This is a genomic window from Myxococcales bacterium, assembly GCA_016717005.1.
Classification (GTDB): domain Bacteria; phylum Myxococcota_A; class Polyangia; order Haliangiales; family Haliangiaceae; genus UBA2376.
Genome location: JADJUF010000039.1, coordinates 1271419 through 1290343, shown reverse-complemented (window position 1 = coordinate 1290343; position 18925 = coordinate 1271419). Strand labels below are relative to the sequence as shown.

Genomic DNA, 18925 nt, shown 5'->3' with positions numbered 1-18925 from the left:
TGGTGCAGTTCTCGCCGTTCGGGCTGGCGGTGGACGTGTGGGCGGGGGTGGCGCTGCGGCGCGGGACGACGACGCTGGCGGCGGTGAGCTTCGAGGGCCACCTGCAGGGGCCGCAGCCGTGGCGGGTCGACGGCAAGGCGTGCCTGTCGCTGTGGTTCATCGACCTGTGCGTGCCGGTGCACGTGCGGTTCGGGGACGGCGCGCCGGCGACGGTGCCGGCGCGGCAGATCTGGCCGGCGCTGCAGGCGGCGCTGGCGGAGCCGGCGGCGTGGGCCGCCGAGGTGCCGCGGGGGCTGGCGGCGGCGGTGGTCGGGACGCCGGTGGACGCCGACGCGAGCGCGCCGCCGGTGGCGCTGGTGGATCCGTGCGCGACGGTGTCGGTGACGCAGCAGGTGGTGCCGCTGGATCGGACGATCACCGCGTTCGCGCACGGTCGGCCGGTCGGCGTGGACCGGTTCGAGGTGACCGAGGTGCGGGTCGGCGACGCGGTGATGCCGGCGGCGGCGGTGACGCCGGTGACCGAGTGGTTCGCGCCGGCGCAGTTCGAGGCGATGAGCGAGACCGACAAGCTGGCGCGGCCGGGGTTCGAGCAGATGGTGGCGGGCGTGGCGGTGGGCGCGACGACGGTGCGCGCGGGCTTGCCGCTGGTGCGTGCGCTCGACTACGACACGGTGGTGATCGCCGGCGGGCGGCGGCAGGAGGCCGGGCGCTACCGGCCGTCGGTGACGCAGCAGCTCATCGGGACCGCGCTGTCGGCGACCGCGCAGGCGCCGCGGGGCCGCGGCGGCGTCGAGGCGTACGCGCCGCCGATCGGCGCGCCGCCCGCGCTGACGCTGGTGGAAGAGACGTTCGTGATCGCGACGACCGACGCGCTGGCGCCGCGGTGGGATCTGACCGCGGCGGCGACGCGGGGGCAGGCCGAGCTGGCGCTGCGGGCGCACCTGGCGGCGCACCCCGACGACGCGGCGCGCCTGCAGGTGGTGCCGAGCTACGAGGTGGCAGCATGAGTGACAGTGAAGCGGCCCTGCGGTTCTACCCGTGGGTGAGGCGCGGCGCGGCGGCGCAGGTGACGGCGGCGGACGCGGCGGCGGCGCCGGTGGATCGAGGTCGAGGAATTTGTCATACCAGATTGCTTCGGGGCGCCACCTCTGGTATCTTTGCACGCATGGTTGGCGACGGGGAAGCGCAGCGGGCGAAGTCGGGCAACGAGGGAGTCGTGAGGCTTCCAATGAAGCGACTGTCACGACTTTCGATGCGCGCATCGAGGCTCGCGATCGGTTCAAGTGGCTTCGGAAGTTGGTGGGTGGCGCTGCTGGTCGCGGTGCTGTGGAGTGGGTGCCGAACACCCGCGCTTGCCCCGCTGCCGAAAGTGGGGACGTGCAGTGCTCCATCGAAGAGCCGCCGCTCGGCGCTTGGTCCGCGGGTCCATCTGCGCAGAAGCGACGCGCCGACGGACTCATGCTGGCGCTTTCTGGCGGTCGGGTGATGTTCGCGGGCGGACGGGCCGGGGCGAAGGACTCGCCATGTGGCAACGACGTCGAGTTGTTCGAGCCCGCCACCGTGGCGTGGCGCGCGCTCGCGCCATTGCCTGAAGCGATGTGCGACGGCGTCGGCGTCGAGCTTGCGCGGGGTCGTGTCCTGGTCGGGATTCAGTTGCCTGGCCCTCGGCCGAAAGAGGTCGCGCGGCAAGGGTCTGTCGTCTTTGTTCTCTACGACCCATCAAACAACCAGTGGACCGAGGTGGCGCGTGCCGCTGCGCCGTTCAACCTCGATCGCATCGTGCCGCTTCGCGGCGACGAAGCACTGGTCCTAGGATACGATGAAGGTAGCGGACTCGTCGGCAAGACGTGGTCGCCTGCCGGGCTTGCGAAGGTCGTCGTTCCGCCGCAAGTCCCGTACTACAGCATTGTAGCCGTGACCGCGGCAGCTGACCGGTCGCTCGTGTGGTTCTTCGGGGACGCGTCCGTGATGATTTCTGCGGCCCCGGACGCCAGTCCGGCGCCTCTGCCGGGTGCGCGACCGCGCATGGGGATCTCCGCCGCTATCGAGCTGCCCGGCGGTCGGGTCATTGCCAGGACTGGGTCGGGGTGGAAGGGCTGGGACCCAGATGGGGCGATATGGCGCGACATAGCCCCGCCACCGCCGCAGCACCCCGAAGGTGGATTGCTCGCAGTGCCGACGGTGGACGATCGTGTCTTGATTGCGCGCACCGGCACGCTCGACACCGAAGCGAGCCTGTACACGGTTGCCACGGGGAAGTGGGAGCGGATCGCAAGCCCCACGAAGTCGACCGCTTGTTCGCCGCACTCCCCGATGGTCGCATCCTCGCGGTCGACCAGACCGGGCGGACCACGATCTGGAGCACCGAGGCGACGATGGATCTGGCGTGGCGTCGCCTGGCAGCGATCCCCATGCTCCCGCGGGCGGCTCAGTGACGCCGCTCGCGGACGGCCGCCTCCTGGTCGCGGGAGGCAACGTGGGCGACTACCGCACGTCGCAGCGCGATCGTCGTGGATCCGGAGACCGGCGCGTGGGCTGAGACCGGCGCGATGTCCACGCCGCGGATGAACCACACCGCGACGCTGCTGCCGGACGGCCGAGTCCTTGTCGCCGGTGGGAGCGATCAGAACCGCATCGTAAGAACGAGCTACTGGTTCTCGACGAAGGAGCCGGGCTCCTCTGACTACGACGAAGGAGTGTACAATCTCGACACGCTCGAGGTGTGGGATCCCCGACGGGGGCTGGAGTTCAGCTGGGCGGTTGCCGGTTCCGCTGACCGAGCATGCGGCGGCATCGCTGGCGGATGGTCGCGTCGCGCTCGTCGGCGGCTACGCGCGTCGGCGAGTCCCGCAGCGCCTCGCCAATGACAACTGGAAGGTCGCCTACGCCACCTGGAAGTTCGGCGGAGTCTGATCTGGGGATCCGGCGACCAGGCGGGTGGTCGACGTGAACGCGACGCCGCGGCGTGACAGCGTCGGCGTGCTCGCGCGCTGCGGGATGGTCGCGTGCTGGCGCTCGGTGAGGTCCAGAGGGCTAGGAACCCAAGCCACTCGATCTGATCCAGGCGCTCGGCCCGCGAGACAACTCGTTTGCCACAGTCGGCACGCTGCGCGCCCGCGTGCGTCGCCGCTGGCGGTCAGCTCGCGGACGGCACCGTGCTCGTCACGGGGGCTTCCCGCCGTTCGAGGGCACCACGCGCAGGATTGGGCTCCCGATCGAGGCGGTGGGATCCGTCACCAACGGGCCCGCGTCCGCGCTGCCCGAGTTCGACCTACCCCAAGCGCCCCAGGCCGCGCGCGTGCTCCCCGATGGGCGGGTGGTCATTGCGGGGTGCGATCGCACCATTCTGTGGGATCCGGCCACGTCCACCTGGGGCCGCACCGACGACCTCCCGGCCGGCAGCTCCGGCTGCCGGATCCTGGTCCGCAAACAGACGCTGATGGCGATCACGTCCGAGGGCTGCACGTACGAGCTCAGGGGGGCGGCGCCATGACCTCGACATCGCGGCACTCCCCTTGGTGCTCGCCGGGCCGATCGTTCGGCGCGTGACCAGCGCCGAGGCCAGCATCTGGATCGCCTTGCGCGACGCGCGTACCGTCACACTTCAGCTCTACGACGTCGCCACGTCGGTCCCTGGTTGGCACGGCGACCGCTGACTCTCAGCGCATCGGCGATCACCTTCATGTCGCGCTCGTGACGCTGTCGGGTATCTCCCCTGCCATGGGGCGCCATCTACAGCTACGACCTGTGCCTTCTTGCCGATGGCAGCCTCGACGTCACCCATGGACCCAGCGGGCGGGAGTTCGCTGTTCTCGGTGGGGGTCATGACGCGTCACGCCGACCCCGGTGACGCCCACGCGGCGGCCGCTGCCGCCTTGACGTATGGGCCGTCGATCCCGTTGCCGTCCTTCGCACTGTCCCCTGACGACGTGCGTCGCCTTCGCGTGGTGCATGGGTCCTGTCGAGATCCGGACTATGCTGGCGAGGACGGCCTGCTCGCGCTGGACGTCATGATCGCCGATACGGTAGCGCAGCCGTTGAATCGCCCCCACTTGCTGGCACTGACCGGGGATCAGATCTACGCCGATGAGCACTCTGAGCAGCTCCTCGCAATGTGCAGCGAGATCGGCGAGGCCTTGCTGGGCTGGCCCGAGATCCTCCCGCAGGTAGAGGTGCTCGGCAGCGAGCTTCCGCCCGATGAACGGGAAGGCGTCGGAACATTTTCGAGCTTGATGAGCGGCCCCGGTGCCTCCGGCTGTCACTCGCGGAGTTCTGTGCTTCCTATCTGCTCTGGTGGTCGCCAATTCTGTGGCCGACGACCACGGGGCTCTGGAATCGCGAGACGATCAGCTTTGCGACAGATCTGCATCGGGTGCGAAGGGCGCTCGCCAATATTCCCACCTACATGATCTTCGATGATCACGAGGTGAAGAACAGCTGGAACCTCAATCATGAGTGGTGCAGCCGCCTGTTGCCGTCAGTCGCTCGGTCGACGGCTCGTGATGAACGCACTTCTCTCGTTCTCGATCTTCCAAGGATGGGGAAATGATCCACGTGGACCTGGATGGGGTGCGTTTCAGCGGATGATGAGAGTCCTCGACCTCGCAAACGTCGACCGCAGCTATCTTCCTGAATACGAGAATGCGCTGCGGTGGGCGATGTCTATCCCATTCGTTCAACCTGACGGGGCAGCGTCTCCACCTGCGCACGATCTGGGTCGCTGGCACACGGAGGTCCCTCGCCCCGTGTTGATGGCGCCGTCGGTGGCTCCGCTGTCCTTTCATTTTACAGTCGCCGGGCCTGGATATCAGCTACTTGCGCCTGACGAGCGCACCTGGCGAAAGTTCTCGCAACTGGATGACAATCTGAAGGCGGGCGAGCTCCTGTCGGAGCAGGCCTTGGCTGCCCAGATCCCTCCGCCCGCCGGTGCACCGCCCGAGGTGACGTTTGTCCTGTCGTCCTCGGCCCGCGATCCAAGCTCCGATGCCCTGGGTCGTTCGTGTTGAAGCAATGGTGGAGGACATCTATGAGTGGTGGAAGAGCTACCAGGGGGGGCCAGGCCCAACTCGGGCTGGGATTGGGTGGTCGCATACTCGCCAGAGGTCGGGGACATCTGGTACCTGGACAGTGACCCGCTCGAGCGCCTCTTGGCCGCGATCGTTGGGCGCGTCGTCGCCGGAGCGCGACGGCAAGGTCATCATCCTCGCGGGCGACCTGCACTACGCCCTACGCCGCGCGCGTCGCCTATTCCGCCAAGCCGCCTTCTCGGGCGCAGCGAGGCAGCGCCCCAGCGTGCGGTCATCGCCCACTTTGTGTCGAGCGCTTGTCGACGCGAGCGTGAACTCCAACCGACAGCACCGCTGGGGCTACAACTTCCGGAGATCCACGATTCCATCCGATCCGAAACTGTGATTAGGTTGGCCCGGTGCCGTTTGAGCACGCAATCAATACCGCAAGCAGAGATCGATAGAAGCGCGTCCTGGCGCCGCGGCCTAGTGGCCCCAAGGCCCTCAGGCCGATGCCTCCTGTTGACCGTTCGTGCGGAGGATGAGCTCGGCAGCCTGGTCGGGTCGGACCGCCCCCAGACTGGCGCTATCGCATCGACTACGTGGTCGCAGAGGCGTTTGAAGCGCCCTCTCCGCCCCATGTCGAGGGCGACCCGCTTGCACACGCTCAATACTGATGACGATCGCGAGCGCGTACCAAGACTACCAAGGCTCATTCGGCAACGGGAAGGAGGATCGTCGGCAAGAACAATCTCGGGGAGATTGTGCTCGGAAGGCCCTCGCCGGGCATCGTTTCCGCAGCGACCCAGAACCTGTGGTGGCGGATGGCGCCAGGGGTCTCGCCCGAGCCGTGGAGTTCTTTCGTCGTCGGATTCGACGTCGATGACGACGAGTTCCCGATCAGCGACTGGGAGCCCTCCACATGATCGAGCTGATTGGCGCGGTCGTGCGTTGGGCGCGGAGCGTGGGCACGACGGTACGAATTGCGACGGCATCACGTGAGTTTGGGCAGGAGCTGGTGGGCGCGCTGGGCTGGGAGATCGATCGCGTCACGGGCGTGCCGCTGGACCAGGTCCTCGACCGGATCGCAGCCATCGCTGCGAGCCTTGACGAACTCGAGCGATGGGTCGACGAACCGCCGACCGACGTCAGGTCAGCCCTCGACGCACTGGCCACGGTGCAGGCGTTGGTCGACCACGTGTTCACACTGGCCGACGGGTTTGACATCAACGCCGCGCCGCCGGAACTCGATCGGTTCGTCGTCGATCTGCTCGAGGTGATGATCGCCGTGGCGCTCCGCGCGAAGCCCGCGGCGTATCAGGTTGCACTCCTTCTCGGCCTCGTGGTCAGGGATCGCGACGTGGGGCTCCAGCCAGCGATCGTCGATGCCTCAGGCGCGGTGCTTCGGCGCCCGCGCGTGGTGGATCGCGTGCGGCTCGATCGACTGCCAGCGCTGGTCGGGGCGCCGATCAGCACGCTGCGCGCCGAGTACTTCGGCGAGACGGGGCTGGCCGACGATGCCGGCGCGCGCTTGGTCGCGAGCCGCCTGTTCCCGAGACTGGCGGAGTTCCTCGCTTGGTGCGGCCTGGAGACATCGTACGGGCTCAAGTCGAGATACGGCTACGACTACGGCAGCGCGACCACCGACCTGCGGCACATGATGGCGGTGACCCATCGTGTCGATGGTGTCGCGGTAACGCTCGGCGCGGTGCTCGCGGTCGTTCCGACGACACGCGGGGGCCCGGGCTTGCTGATCCGGCCCTCGGGGAGCGGCGAGATCTCGTCCGCCGTCGGCGCGTGGCAACTGTCGACGCGCATCACGGGGAGTCTGGACGCGCTTCTCATTACGCCTGCAGGTGTCCAGACGCACGGCACAGGCGAAGCCGCCGAGATCGAACTGAGCCTCACACGCCCGGCCGGGCAGCCGTCCGGCGCCGCGTTCGATCCCGGCGCGGTGTCGGTCGCGGCCCGTGTTGCGGTGGCACCGACCTCGCGCAACGTCGCGATCCGTGCGGAGCTGCGCGGCGCCCGTCTGGCGCTGGGCGCCGCCACTCATGGCGATGGCTTGCTGGCGCGCGTCACCCCAGGCGGCGCGGCCTCAGCCCAGTTCGACGCGCTTCTCGAGTGGGACCTCGGTGGCGGACTGAGATTCTGCGGCAGCGGAGATCTGACGGCGCGCATACCCGTGGGGGGGCGGTCGAGCGCGCTCGTCTTGGATGCGGTTCGACTCGGTCTGCGGGCCGTCAGCGGCGCGATCTCGCTCGAGGTTGGCGGCGACGTACGGGTCAAGCTTGGACCGGTGGAGCTGGCGGCCGAGAACGTCGGGCTTGAGGTCCGCGTCGATCCCGGCGCGGTGGGTGGGAGCCTGGGGATCGCCGACCTGTCGTTCGGCCCGCGCTGGCCCGAAGGAGTGGGCGTCGGCGTCGACGCCGGTGTGGTGTCCGGCGGCGGCCGCATCCAGACGACGTCCGATGCCGGCGAGCGTCACTACCAAGGCGCCTTGGCCCTGTCGATCTGTGGGGTGTCGGTCTCGGCGCTCGCGGCGCTGGATGCGACTGGTCACAGCTACTCGCTCGCCGCCGTGGTCAGCGCCGAGTTCTCGACGGTCCAACTTGGCCTGGGCTTCACGCTCGAGGGCGTCGGGGGGCTGATCGGGATCCATCGGCGCGTCGACACGGACGCGCTGCGGGCGGCGCTGCGGACGCCGGCGGGCATGGGGGACATCTTCTTCCCGGCGGACCCGATCGCGCAGGCGGGGCGGCTGACGACCGACCTGGCGCGGTACTTCCCGGCGGCGGAGGGGCGGTACGTGTTCGGGCCGGCGGTGAAGTTTGGCTGGGGCGCGCCGACGGTGGTGCGGGGACGCTGGCGGTGCTCCTGGAGCTGCCGGCGCCGGCGCGGGTGGTGGTGCTGGGGACGGTGACGACGAAGCTGCCGACGGAGGAGCACGCGGTCGTCGACCTGGCGATGGACGTGGTGGGCGAGGTGGATTTCCGGGCAGCGGCGGGTGGCGGTGGACGCGTCGCCGCGGAGCTCGACGATCGCGGGGTTCCTGATCACCGGGGACCTGGCGTCCGGATGAGCTGGGGAGCCCGCGGAGCTTCGCGCTGGCGATCGGCGGGTTCCACTCGCAGTTCCGGCGCCGGCGGACTTCCCGACGCTGCGGCGGGTGCGGATCGAGCTGGGGTCGGGGGACGATCCGCGGCTGGACGCGGAGGGGTTCCTGGCGCTGACGTCGAACACGCTGCAGCTGGGCGCGCGGATCGATCTGTACGCGTCGGCGGGGCCGCTGAACATCACGGGCGCGCTGGGGTTCGAGACGCTGGTGCAGTTCTCGCCGTTCGGGCTGGCGGTGGACGTGTGGGCGGGGTGGCGCTGCGGCGCGGGACGACGACGCTGGCGGCGGTGAGCTTCGAGGGCCACCTGCAGGGGCCGCAGCCGTGGCGGGTCGACGGCAAGGCGTGCCTGTCGCTGTGGTTCATCGACCTGTGCGTGCCGGTGCACGTGCGGTTCGGGGACGGCGCGCCGGCGACGGTGCCGGCGCGGCAGATCTGGCCGGCGCTGCAGGCGGCGCTGGCGGAGCCGGCGGCGTGGGCCGCCGAGGTGCCGCGGGGCTGGCGGCGGCGGTGGGGGGGACGCCGGGGGACGCCGCGGGGGGCCAGGCGGCGGGGGCGCTGGTGGACCCGTGCGCGACGTTGTCGGTGACGCAGGAGGTGGTGCCGCTGGAGCGGACGATCACCGCGTACGCGCACGGTCGGCCGGTCGGCGTGGACCGGTTCCACGTGAGTGAGGTGCAGGTGGGTGGCGCGGTGGTGCCGGCGGCGGCGGTGACGCCGGTGAAGGACTGGTTCGCGGCTGCGCAGTTCGAGGCGATGAGCGAGGCGGACAAGCTGGCGCGGCCGGGGTTCGAGGAGATGGTGGCTGGCGTGGCGGTGGGCGCGTCGACGGTGCGCGCGGGCTTGCCGCTGGTGCGTGCGCTCGACTACGACACGGTGGTGGTCGCCAGCGGGCAGCGGCAAGAGGCCGGGCGCTACCGGCCGTCGCGGGACCTGCAGCTGGTATTGTGAATTCTGCTGGGCGCTGATAGAACTAGTCCATGGTAGGCGGAGGTCATGGCGGGCATAGCTTTCGGCGACGGTCCGCGGTCGCTGTTGCGGCGGAAGCGGGCGTGGCCGCATCGCCGGCTAATCCGTCGCGAGCGTCCGGCATCGTTGTGCATGGATGGGCGCTGCGACACCAACCAGTCAAGCGCACGCCTCAGCCTGAAAGCGAACGTTTCGCCACCGAGGTGGTCGCTGCCGGGCGACCGTCGCAGGCTTGAGATGAACTCACAGCGCTCGCGAAATTTGCTCGGGGTAGGGGCTGCCACGTTGCACCCAGGGACCCCAGGGACCAGATCAAAATCCATCGATCCCGTCAAGCGCATCCTGCTGTCACGCTTACTGCCACAACTTCCGACTTCTTCCTTCACGGAGCTCGTCATGCGCATCAGCGTCACCCCGTCGTCATTCTCTCAGCGCGGCGATCGCAATTATGATGGGGTGTCCCGCCTCCGCGCGGGGGTGGCGACCGGAGCACCGCACCCCCGCGCGGGGCGCTCGCGCGAGGCACCGCCTCGGGCCGTGCAGGCGGTGGTGGCGGTGGTGGCGCTGGTGGCGCCAAACTCAGGTTGCGTCAAACCCCCAACCCGGCAGGACGCGCCGGCCATAGCAGCGCCGCTCGAAGGGCGCACTCGCGTGCTCACCTTCCAATGCCCGGGGGCGGATCCGGATCCGATACGCCATCCAATGAGCTGTGCGGTCGAGCGTCGAGGGCCTGGAGATTATATTGTCGTGGATGACGGGCCGTGGAATAGCATCGATCCGCCGTTGCCGGGTGATCCTTTCGCCTCATCGCATGGGGGCGGGCGTCCGATTGAGCCATGTAGACACGGCATCACGATTTGTCGTGTGCCCATTCCTGCGCTCGATGGGAGTCAGGCGCTTGCATGTCGCGATTCCGACGGTCAGAGCAACGGGCCGGTAGAGGTCATCGCACATGACGGTTCCCTGGTCGCCCAGGGATACTGTGTTCATGGAAGGCCCGCTGGGGCATGGTTGCAGTGGAAGCACGGGCGAATGATCGCCATGCGCGCATACGATGAGACCTATGGAGCCTACCTTGAGTACGGCGCTCCAGATTCTTACACATACGGCCCCGACGCGCTGACAACGCGGGTGCAGCCGTGACCGTCAAGCTCTATCCCTCGACCGACGTGCATCTTCTGCGTGGCATGTCGGTCACATTCGACCTGCTGCGGAATTTTAATGAACAGCCCCTGAACGATTGGAATTGGCAGTCCGGCTTCGACTTTGATCTTCCTGCCGCAGTTTCGCTGGCGACGATGACTGGTCTCACGCTCACCGCGTCTACGTCCGCTACAGGCAGCAAGCGAACGTCGCTCATCATGCGAAGCCCTGCCGGGGGGGCGCCAGTGTTGTCGCTTCCGGTGCGCATCTCGGTTCACCGGGCGATTCATCGCTTGTGGTGCTCGACCGCCGATCTCCAGCTTGAGACACAGCGCTCCGATCGCGTCCTTGTCGTGTACGCAGAGTTCGAGGATGCCACCGGTGCGCGTATCATCGTGGACGTCACCGGCCGTGACTTTCTAGCCTACCCTGTAGCAGGGACCGCCGGTCTCACGGTCGGCAGTGACGGCCGCGTGACGACCACCGCGGCCACTGGCACCTGGGTGGTCACGATCGATGTCGCCACAGGGGTGCCCGGGTTATCGGTCACGCCGCTGACTGGGAGTGTGACCATCCAGGTCACCGCACCGTCCGCTGATCTTGCCATCCTGCGCCAGCATCACAATGGAACTGCGATCGCCAAGCGCTCGATTCTGTTTCTAGCTGAAGGCTTCACGGCGGCCACCGAGCAGGAGTTTCATGACCTTTGCAAGGTGCTGACCTTGAAGCTCAGGAAGATTGAGCCGTACGCGCGGCTGATGGAATCACTGGACGTGTTCGGGGCGTTCTTTTCATCTGCGGACGAAGGTGTCTCGATTGGCGCTGACATGGTGCAGGCATCGGCAGGTGCGCCGGCGTATGCGCTCATCCCAGATGACTCGTTCTTGCCGCGGGTGCTGGAAACAATCGGCCACCCCAGCCGTTCGTCTGCGCCGGTGTTCGCGGATCTTGTCGCATTTGTCACCGCCGCGGGCGGTTCGATCAACACGGGCAATCGCACGCTCTGGCAACAGACTTTTGACGTTTGGAGGCAGCTTGGGGTCGCACGGCAGAGCCGAGTTCGCGACACTGCATTTGGGCTTATGATCACGTATCCGCACCATGGTCCGTACGTGGAAAAGTTTCATCCCCCGGCCATCTCCGATGACACGTGGCTGGATGGGTCCGCGAAGTCACGGGGGCCAGCGCGCGCGCCGTTCTTTCCCGATCATCGCCTGCCGCCGCTTCTCGGATCGGTGCCAGTCGATCCCGCGACCGCGCACCGGCCGATGTTGGACACGCTGGTCGGCAAGCTGCGCACACCGGATGGCCCAATGCGGTTTGGGGAGCGCTGGCAGACTGGCGGCGATTCGGAGGGGATGGTCGTGTTCTTGTGTCGGACGGATCTCTATGGTGGAGTATCGATCCCGGGGGCCGTATTGCTGTGTACAGGGAATCAGGTGACTGTCGGCGTGGCCAATTCGCCAATTCATACGACGGCTTCGCCGGCTCAGCACCTCCTTGACGTGGAGGTGGGCGTCACGAGCTCGTACGAGCGTCGGCCGCTAATGGAGATGGCGGACGTGCTTGCGCACGAGCTCGCCCACAGCGCGGCCCTTGGAGCGCTCAACGATGAGTATGGCGGGCGGATGCCGGACGCTTCAGCGCTGCCGGCGGGCTTCCACCACGCCAAGTCGAAGGCGAACTCCGACACGCTTGCCAACGTGCAGGGTGTCGGGCACAGCGTCGATGCCAGCCGGCTGAAGTGGCGATGGCCGCGGGCCGCGGCCGGTGCGGTTGTCGAGGACTGCTTCGTCAGCGGAAGCGACGTCGCTTTCGTTGTCAACCTTTCGCACGCGATACGATGGAAGCGCCGCACCGGGCCTGCTCCGGTGTGGGTGCGCAATGGTCCGCTATGGGAAGCAATTCCGCCGGTGGGGCCGATCGCCGTCAATCCGTTCGAACTCGAGTTGGTGGCCTTCGATCCGCAGACGCAGATCGTACGCTGCCGGCCCCTCGGCGGGGTCAGTGCAGCGGACGTCGTCGACTCGTTCTGGACTCAACTTTCGGTTGGCGGCGCAGTTCCCGACGTGCGGATCGTGCTCCAGCGGACTGATCCAGCAGGCGCGCCGCAGTGGTTGATCAAGCCCGCGGTGCAGGCCGCACTCGCCAATGGACCTTTGACTACCAATGCCTGTAACCCGCTGGGGGTGTTCGATCGGACCGCGTCTGTGACCGGCCTGCGTGCCAGTACGCCAGCGGCCTACGAAGGCGGGGCGGGTCTCGATTGCCTTGTGGTGCGGCCTTCGCGCGCATGCAAGTTGTCGCGGCGCATGGAGGACGTGACGGTGTTGTCGTTCCCTATGATCATCAAACGTCTCCAGGCAGAGGAGTTCTGCGCCGTGTGCCAATACGTTCTGACTTACCAACTCGATGTGTCCCGCTTGCCGGCCGTGGACCGCCTCCTATGAGCACCGATCTGTTTCGCGCCCTCGTCAGCGGCGCGGCGGGCGTGGTCGAGCGACTGGCCACCGTGGGCCGCGATGCAGCGTCGCTGCGCGCGATCGGAAGCCGGCTAGGGTGGAATCTCACCACAGAGTTGGCGCCGATCATGGCGTTGGCGGCCCAGGCGCGGACGGTCGCCTTGATGGCGCAGTCTGTTGGTGACGCTAGCGCGGAGGCTGATTGGTTGGCCTTGGCTGGTTCCATCGCCGATGTGCACGATGCGATCGTTGGGCTTGAGTCCACCGCCTTCGGTGCGGAACTCGATTCCGCCGGGTTTGCTGGCGAGTTCTCAGCGCAGCTCTTGCAGTGGGCTGTGATCGACTACCTCGATCAGGAGCGTCCCGTCCTGGCAGGTGCACTGAGGGCGGCGGGGTTCGTCATGTCGGTCGCACGACCGGCGGAGGGGATCCGGCTCGCGTACGAGGATACGCGGTTTGCGGAGCCCGATTTTGGGGCGCTGTTCGAGTCACCGTCTGCCTGGCTGCGCACGGCGTGGGCGTGGGCGGCGCCAACCTTCCGCAGCGACGCCATGCTCGATCGACTGGCCGAGATGTGCGGGCAGCTGGGTATCGCAGCTGGCTTCGTCCGCGTGGCGCCCCAGGCGGGAGAGGTCGCATCATCACCGCCCGGCGCGATGCGCATGCACCTCATTGCTCGTCTGGTGCGGGGCTTTCTGCCAGCCGGTGATGTGGAGCTGGGGCTCGAGGTGGCCGCTTTCGAGGACGCAGGCGGGCCGGTGGTCGCGATCGTCCCGTACGCACTGGGTGCGCTTGCCGCTGGCGTCAGCGTTGGGGATCTGTACCTCGTCGTGAACGGGCTTGCGAGCGCAGGCGAGCGTGGCTTGGTCGTCCGTCCTGATGGTGTGCAGGTGTCTGACGATCCGCTGTCGACCGGGGCCGCGCCGGTTCACACCTCATTGACGGTCAGCCTCTCGCGCGAGGCAGGTCCGGCGGAATCTGTGACGCACGGCCCGACGAACGTGACGACGCGGGGCTGGCAGGTCATTGCCGGTGGCAAGGGTGCGTTGGCTGGTGGCAGCGAGCTGTGGATCGAACTGAAGCTTCCGAACCTGACGGTCGGGCTACCCGAGGCCGGGAGTGGTTTTGTAGCCTCGGCGATGGGGAGAGCCCCTCGCCAGGTCCCGGCACCACTGACCGTGGGGCTGTCGTCGACGCGTGGCTTGTACCTCGGGGCGACGGGCTTGGTGCTCGACCGCGCGACGTCGCTTCGCCTGGGCGCACTCGAAGTGCAACGGGTCTTGCTGGCGCTGTCCGGTGGGGAACGTGGGGTCGTTTCGGAGATGCGCACGGATTTGGCCATGGCGGTGGGGCCGGTGCAGCTGGTCGCGGAAGGTCTCGGCGTGGCGTTGTCGGTTGGCTTCCCTCGTAGGGGGGGCAACGTTGGCCCGGTTGACCTCGGAGCTGCGCTGTTGGCACCGACGGGATTTGGGGTCGCCATCGACACGGCGCTCGTACGCGGGGCAGGTGAGGTCGCGCGGTTGGGAGCAGTAGAGTACCGGGGCGCATTGGCACTCGAGGTCCAGGGCTTTGCCATCAATGGAATCGGAGTCCTCAACGACGCGCCGGGCGTACGCTCACTAGCGGCTGTGATCGCCGCGTCGTTCCGGCCGATCCCGCTGCCGCTGGGCTTCACGCTGCAGGGCGTCGGGGGGCTGATCGGCATCCATCGGCGCATCGACACGGACGCGCTGCGGGCGGCGCTGCGGACGCCGGCGGGGATGGGGGACGTCTTCTTCCCGGCGGACCCGATCGCGCAGGCGGGGCGGCTGACGACCGACCTGGCGCGGTACTTCCCGGCGGCGGAGGGGCGGTACGTGTTCGGGCCGGCGGTGAAGTTTGGCTGGGGCGCGCCGACGGTGGTGCGGGGACGCTGGCGGTGCTCCTGGAGCTGCCGGCGCCGGCGCGGGTGGTGGTGCTGGGGACGGTGACGACGAAGCTGCCGACGGAGGAGCACGCGGTCGTCGACCTGGCGATGGACGTGGTGGGCGAGGTGGATTTCGGGCAGCGGCGGGTGGCGGTGGACGCGTCGCTGCGGAGCTCGACGATCGCGGGGTTCCCGATCACCGGGGACCTGGCGTTCCGGATGAGCTGGGGGAGCCCGCGGAGCTTCGCGCTGGCGATCGGCGGGTTCCATTCGCAGTTCCGGGCGCCGGCGGACTTCCCGACGCTGCGGCGGGTGCGGATCGAGCTGGGGTCGGGGGACGATCCGCGGCTGGACGCGGAGGGGTTCCTGGCGCTGACGTCGAACACGCTGCAGCTGGGCGCGCGGATCGATCTGTACGCGTCGGCGGGGCCGCTGAACATCACGGGGCGCTGGGGTTCGAGACGCTGGTGCAGTTCTCGCCGTTCGGGCTGGCGGTGGACGTGTGGGCGGGGGTGGCGCTGCGGCGCGGGACGACGACGCTGGCGGCGGTGAGCTTCGAGGGCCACCTGCAGGGGCCGCAGCCGTGGCGGGTCGACGGCAAGGCGTGCCTGTCGCTGTGGTTCATCGACCTGTGCGTGCCGGTGCACGTGCGGTTCGGGGACGGCGCGCCGGCGACGGTGCCGGCGCGGCAGATCTGGCCGGCGCTGCAGGCGGCGCTGGCGGAGCCGGCGGCGTGGGCCGCCGAGGTGCCGCGCGGGCTGGCGGCGGCGGTGGTGGGGACGCCGGTGGACGCCGACGCGAGCGCGCCGGTGGCGCTGGTGGATCCGTGCGCGACGGTGTCGGTGACGCAGCAGGTGGTGCCGCTGGATCGGACGATCACCGCGTTCGCGCACGGTCGGCCGGTCGGCGTGGATCGGTTCCAGGTGACCGAGGTGCGGGTCGGTGACGCGGTGATGCCGGCGGCGGCGGTGACGCCGGTGACCGAGTGGTTCGCGCCGGCGCAGTTCGAGGCGATGAGCGAGACCGACAAGCTGGCGCGGCCGGGGTTCGAGCAGATGGTGGCGGGCGTGGCGGTGGGCGCGACGACGGTGCGCGCGGGCTTGCCGCTGGTGCGGGCGCTCGACTACGACACGGTGGTGATCGCCGACGGGCGGCGGCAGGAGGCCGGGCGCTACCGGCCGTCGGTGACGCAGCAGCTCATCGGGACCGCGCTGTCGGCGACCGCGCAGGCGCCGCGGGGCCGCGGCGGCGTCGAGGCGTACGCGCCGCCGATCGGCGCGCCGCCGGCGTTGACGCTGGTGGACGAGACGTTCGTGATCGCGACGACCGACGCGCTGGCGCCGCGGTGGGACCTGACCGCGGCGGCGACGCGGGGACAGGCCGAGCTGGCGCTGCGGGCGCACCTGGCGGCGCACCCCGACGACGCGGCGCGCCTGCAGGTGGTGCCGAGCTACGAGGTGGCAGCATGAGTGACAGTGAAGCGGCCCTGCGGTTCTACCCGTGGGTGAGGCGCGGCGCGGCGGCGCAGGTGACGGCGGCGGACGCGGCGGCGGGCGGGACCCGCGCGGCGGTGCCGGTGGCGCTGCGCTTCAACGACGACCCGGCGCTCGAGGGGGCGACGACCCTGACCTTGGTGGGGCCGGGCGACGTGACCGGGTTCGACGCGCGGTCGATCAGCCGGCGCTCGCCGCCGGATCGAACGCTGGACGCCGAGCCGAACTACTTCCCGGCGGTGGAGTTCGACCAGGCCGACCTGCCGTGGCGCTACACGCCGCGGGCCGAGGACGCGACCCGGCGGCTGCGGCCGTGGCTGTGCCTGGCGGCGTTCACCGAGGCGGAGCTGGGGGCGTTCGAGCCGACGACGTCGTCGCGGGCGCTGGAGGCCGTGACGATCCTCGCGGGGCCGCCCGAGCAGCCGACGCCGATGCCGCCGGCGGATCAGCTCTGGGCCTGGGCCCACGTGCAGGTGAGCGGCGACGACGGTGCGCCGCTGGCCGAGGTCGTGCTGGGCCAGCCGTCGCGGTGCCTGGCGCGGCTCCTGTGTCCGCGGCGGCTGGCGCCGAGGACGAAGTACCACGTGCTGTTGATCCCGACGTTCGAGGTGGGGCGACGGGCCGGGCTGCGGCTGGCGCTCGGCGACGCGGCGGCGTCGCTCGCGACCGCGTGGGCCGGCGCCGCGCTCGTCGAGGACCTGCGCGTCCCGATCTATCACCGGTGGACGTTCTCGACCGGCTTCGACGGTGACTTCGAGACGCTGGTGCGACGGCTGACGCCGGCGCCGCTGCCGGCCACGGCGGGCAGCCGCGGGCTGGATGTCGCGACGCCCGGCGGTGGCTTGCCGGCGGCGGCGCCGGGGCCGCTGGCGCTGGGTGGGGCGTTGCGCCCGCCGGACAGCCCGGCGCCCGAGGCGATCGCGCCGGAGTTCGTCGACGGCATCGTCACGCTCCTGGACCTGCCGGCGACGGTGCGCGCGGAGGGCGGCACGCCGCTGGTGGCGCCGCCGCTGTACGGCGCGTGGCACGCGCGGCGCGAGACCGTCGCCGAGGCGGCCGCGGCCGGGTGGTTCCGCGAGCTGAACGTGGACCCGCGCGGTCGGGTGGCGGCGGGCATGGGCACCGAGGTCGTGCAGGAGCAGCAAGAGGGGCTGATGGCGTCGGCGTGGGCGCAGGTCGCCGGGATCCGCGAGGCCAACGCGCAGCTCCGCATGGCGCAGGTCGCGCGGGCGGTCGGCGAGCGCCTGCATCGGCGCCACGTGGCAACGGCCGACGACACCCGGGTGCTGGAGCTGACGGCGCCGACCCACGGGCAGATCAAGGCCTCGACGGCGACGGTGCGCGCGCGGGTCGAGGGCAGCCCGGCGCGGCTGGCGCTGGTGTCGAGCGGGCTGCGGCGCGCGGCGCGGCCGCTGGGGCCGGTGGGCCGCCGCCAGGGGCGTCCGGACGTCGTGCGGCCGCACGTGCTCGGGCGCGTGAACGCCGGGACGCTGACGGCGCTGGCCGAGACGCCGCCGGCGCTGCCGCGGTCGGTGCCGACGGTCGGCTGGCTGGAGGACCGCATCAAGCAGACGTTCCCGAGCACGAAGGACGTCGAGGCCGCGCCGCCCGCCGAGAAGGTCTACGCGTGGGATCCGGTCGACGGCGAGGGCCCCGACAAGTGGGACGAGGGCAACGGCGAGGACAGCCCGTCGATGGCCGCGTTCCGCGAGGCGGCGCTGGCGCTCCTGGGGCGGCCCCCGACCTCGAAGGACGGCGAGACCCTGACGCGGCTCGACCTGCCGACCCTGGGCGCGACGGTGGCGGCGGCGATCGATCCGCGCACGACGATCGCGCAGGCGCTGGCCGCGCGGATGGTGCGCGCGCCGGGCTTCGCGTGGTCGCCGAGCGATCCGCTGGCGCCGGTGATGGCGCACCCGGTGTTCCCGCAGCCGATGTTCCAGCCGCTGGCGGCGCGGTCGCCGGACTGGATCTTGCCGGGGCTGTTCGACCTGCCGGCCGACCGGGTGACGCTGGCCAAGACCAACCCGGCGTTCATCGAGGCGTACATGGTGGGGCTCAACCACGAGCTCGCGCGCGAGCTGTTGTGGCGCGAGTACCCGTCGGATCAGCGTGGCAGCTACTTCCGCCAGTTCTGGGATCCGGCGGGCGTCGAGGCGACGCCGGTGCCCGAGACGTCGAAGGACGTGACGCCGCTGCACGGGTGGGACCCGGCGTCGACGCTGGGCAGTCACAGCCCGCGGCCGCTGGCGCCAGGGCAGGAGCACCTGGTGCTGGTCATCCGCGGCGAGGCGCTCCGGCGTTACCCCGGGACGCTGGTGTACGCGCAGCGCGCGACGCGCACGGGCGACGTCGTGGGGCTGGGGATCGAGCAGCTGCGGCCGGTGTTCTCGGGGCGGCTGCCGCCGGACGTGGCGATGTTCGGCTTCGCGCTCACCGACGTCGAGGTGCGCGGCGACGGCACCGCGGCGAACCCGGGCTGGTGCTTTGTCTTCGAGGAGCAGCCGGGCGATCCGCGGTTCGGCCTCGACGAGGGCGCGGCGGGGGCGCCGCCCGCGGTGACCTGGGACGACCTGTCCTGGGGCCACCTGGCGGCGACGCCGGAGGCGCTGGCGGCGATCAACTACGTCGATCTGGCGGTGGATCTGCCGGCGCGGCCGACCGGCGAGGGGGCGAGCGGCGCGGGGTGGCACCTGACCGCGAGCGCCGGGCAGCCGATCGCCCGGGGCGCCGATCACGCTGTCATCACCCTGCAACGAGCGGTGCGCGTCGCGATCCACGGGGCCGATCTGCTCCCGACGCCGACGCCCGCCTGACCCCTGACCTCTCA

General features: G+C 70.0%; 11 protein-coding genes. All 11 read left to right on the top strand.

The window, feature by feature from the left end:
* The first annotated feature begins 2 nt into the window (after window positions 1–2).
* The 11 genes from IPL61_36425 (at window position 3) to IPL61_36375 (ending at window position 18911) form a co-directional block, all read left to right on the top strand.
* Window positions 3–1007, top strand: a complete 1005-nt coding sequence (locus IPL61_36425; protein ID MBK9036680.1) for a hypothetical protein — start codon at window positions 3–5, stop codon at window positions 1005–1007.
* Between the two features lie 1497 nt (window positions 1008–2504).
* Window positions 2505–2867, top strand: coding sequence for a hypothetical protein (locus tag IPL61_36420; GenBank protein MBK9036679.1), 363 nt, complete (start codon window positions 2505–2507; stop codon window positions 2865–2867).
* Window positions 2868–5928: 3061 nt separating this feature from the next.
* A complete protein-coding gene (locus IPL61_36415) occupies window positions 5929–7929 on the top strand; it encodes a hypothetical protein (protein MBK9036678.1) in 2001 nt (666 codons plus the stop codon).
* Between the two features lie 246 nt (window positions 7930–8175).
* Window positions 8176–8415 carry a hypothetical protein gene (locus IPL61_36410; protein MBK9036677.1) on the top strand — a complete coding sequence of 80 codons (240 nt, stop codon included), beginning with the start codon at window positions 8176–8178 and terminating at the stop codon, window positions 8413–8415.
* Entirely contained in the window at window positions 8412–8711 is a 300-nt protein-coding gene (locus tag IPL61_36405; protein ID MBK9036676.1) for a hypothetical protein, read from the top strand. Before IPL61_36410 ends, IPL61_36405 begins: the two co-directional genes overlap by 4 nt.
* Window positions 8708–9073, top strand: a complete 366-nt coding sequence (locus IPL61_36400) for a hypothetical protein (GenBank protein MBK9036675.1) — start codon at window positions 8708–8710, stop codon at window positions 9071–9073. The genes IPL61_36405 and IPL61_36400 overlap by 4 nt, the downstream gene beginning before the upstream one ends.
* Before the next feature lie 1157 nt (window positions 9074–10230).
* Window positions 10231–12684 (top strand): hypothetical protein, encoded by a 2454-nt coding sequence (locus IPL61_36395; GenBank protein ID MBK9036674.1) that lies wholly within the window; start codon window positions 10231–10233, stop codon window positions 12682–12684.
* A complete protein-coding gene (locus IPL61_36390; protein ID MBK9036673.1) occupies window positions 12681–14666 on the top strand; it encodes a hypothetical protein in 1986 nt (661 codons plus the stop codon). The genes IPL61_36395 and IPL61_36390 overlap by 4 nt, the downstream gene beginning before the upstream one ends.
* A complete protein-coding gene (locus IPL61_36385; protein ID MBK9036672.1) occupies window positions 14615–15154 on the top strand; it encodes a hypothetical protein in 540 nt (179 codons plus the stop codon). Before IPL61_36390 ends, IPL61_36385 begins: the two co-directional genes overlap by 52 nt.
* Complete coding sequence (locus tag IPL61_36380) at window positions 15070–16071, top strand: hypothetical protein (GenBank protein ID MBK9036671.1); 1002 nt, start codon at window positions 15070–15072, stop codon at window positions 16069–16071. Before IPL61_36385 ends, IPL61_36380 begins: the two co-directional genes overlap by 85 nt.
* On the top strand, window positions 16068–18911 hold the full coding sequence (locus IPL61_36375) for a hypothetical protein (protein MBK9036670.1): 2844 nt from the start codon (window positions 16068–16070) through the stop codon (window positions 18909–18911). Before IPL61_36380 ends, IPL61_36375 begins: the two co-directional genes overlap by 4 nt.
* Window positions 18912–18925: the final 14 nt, after the last annotated feature.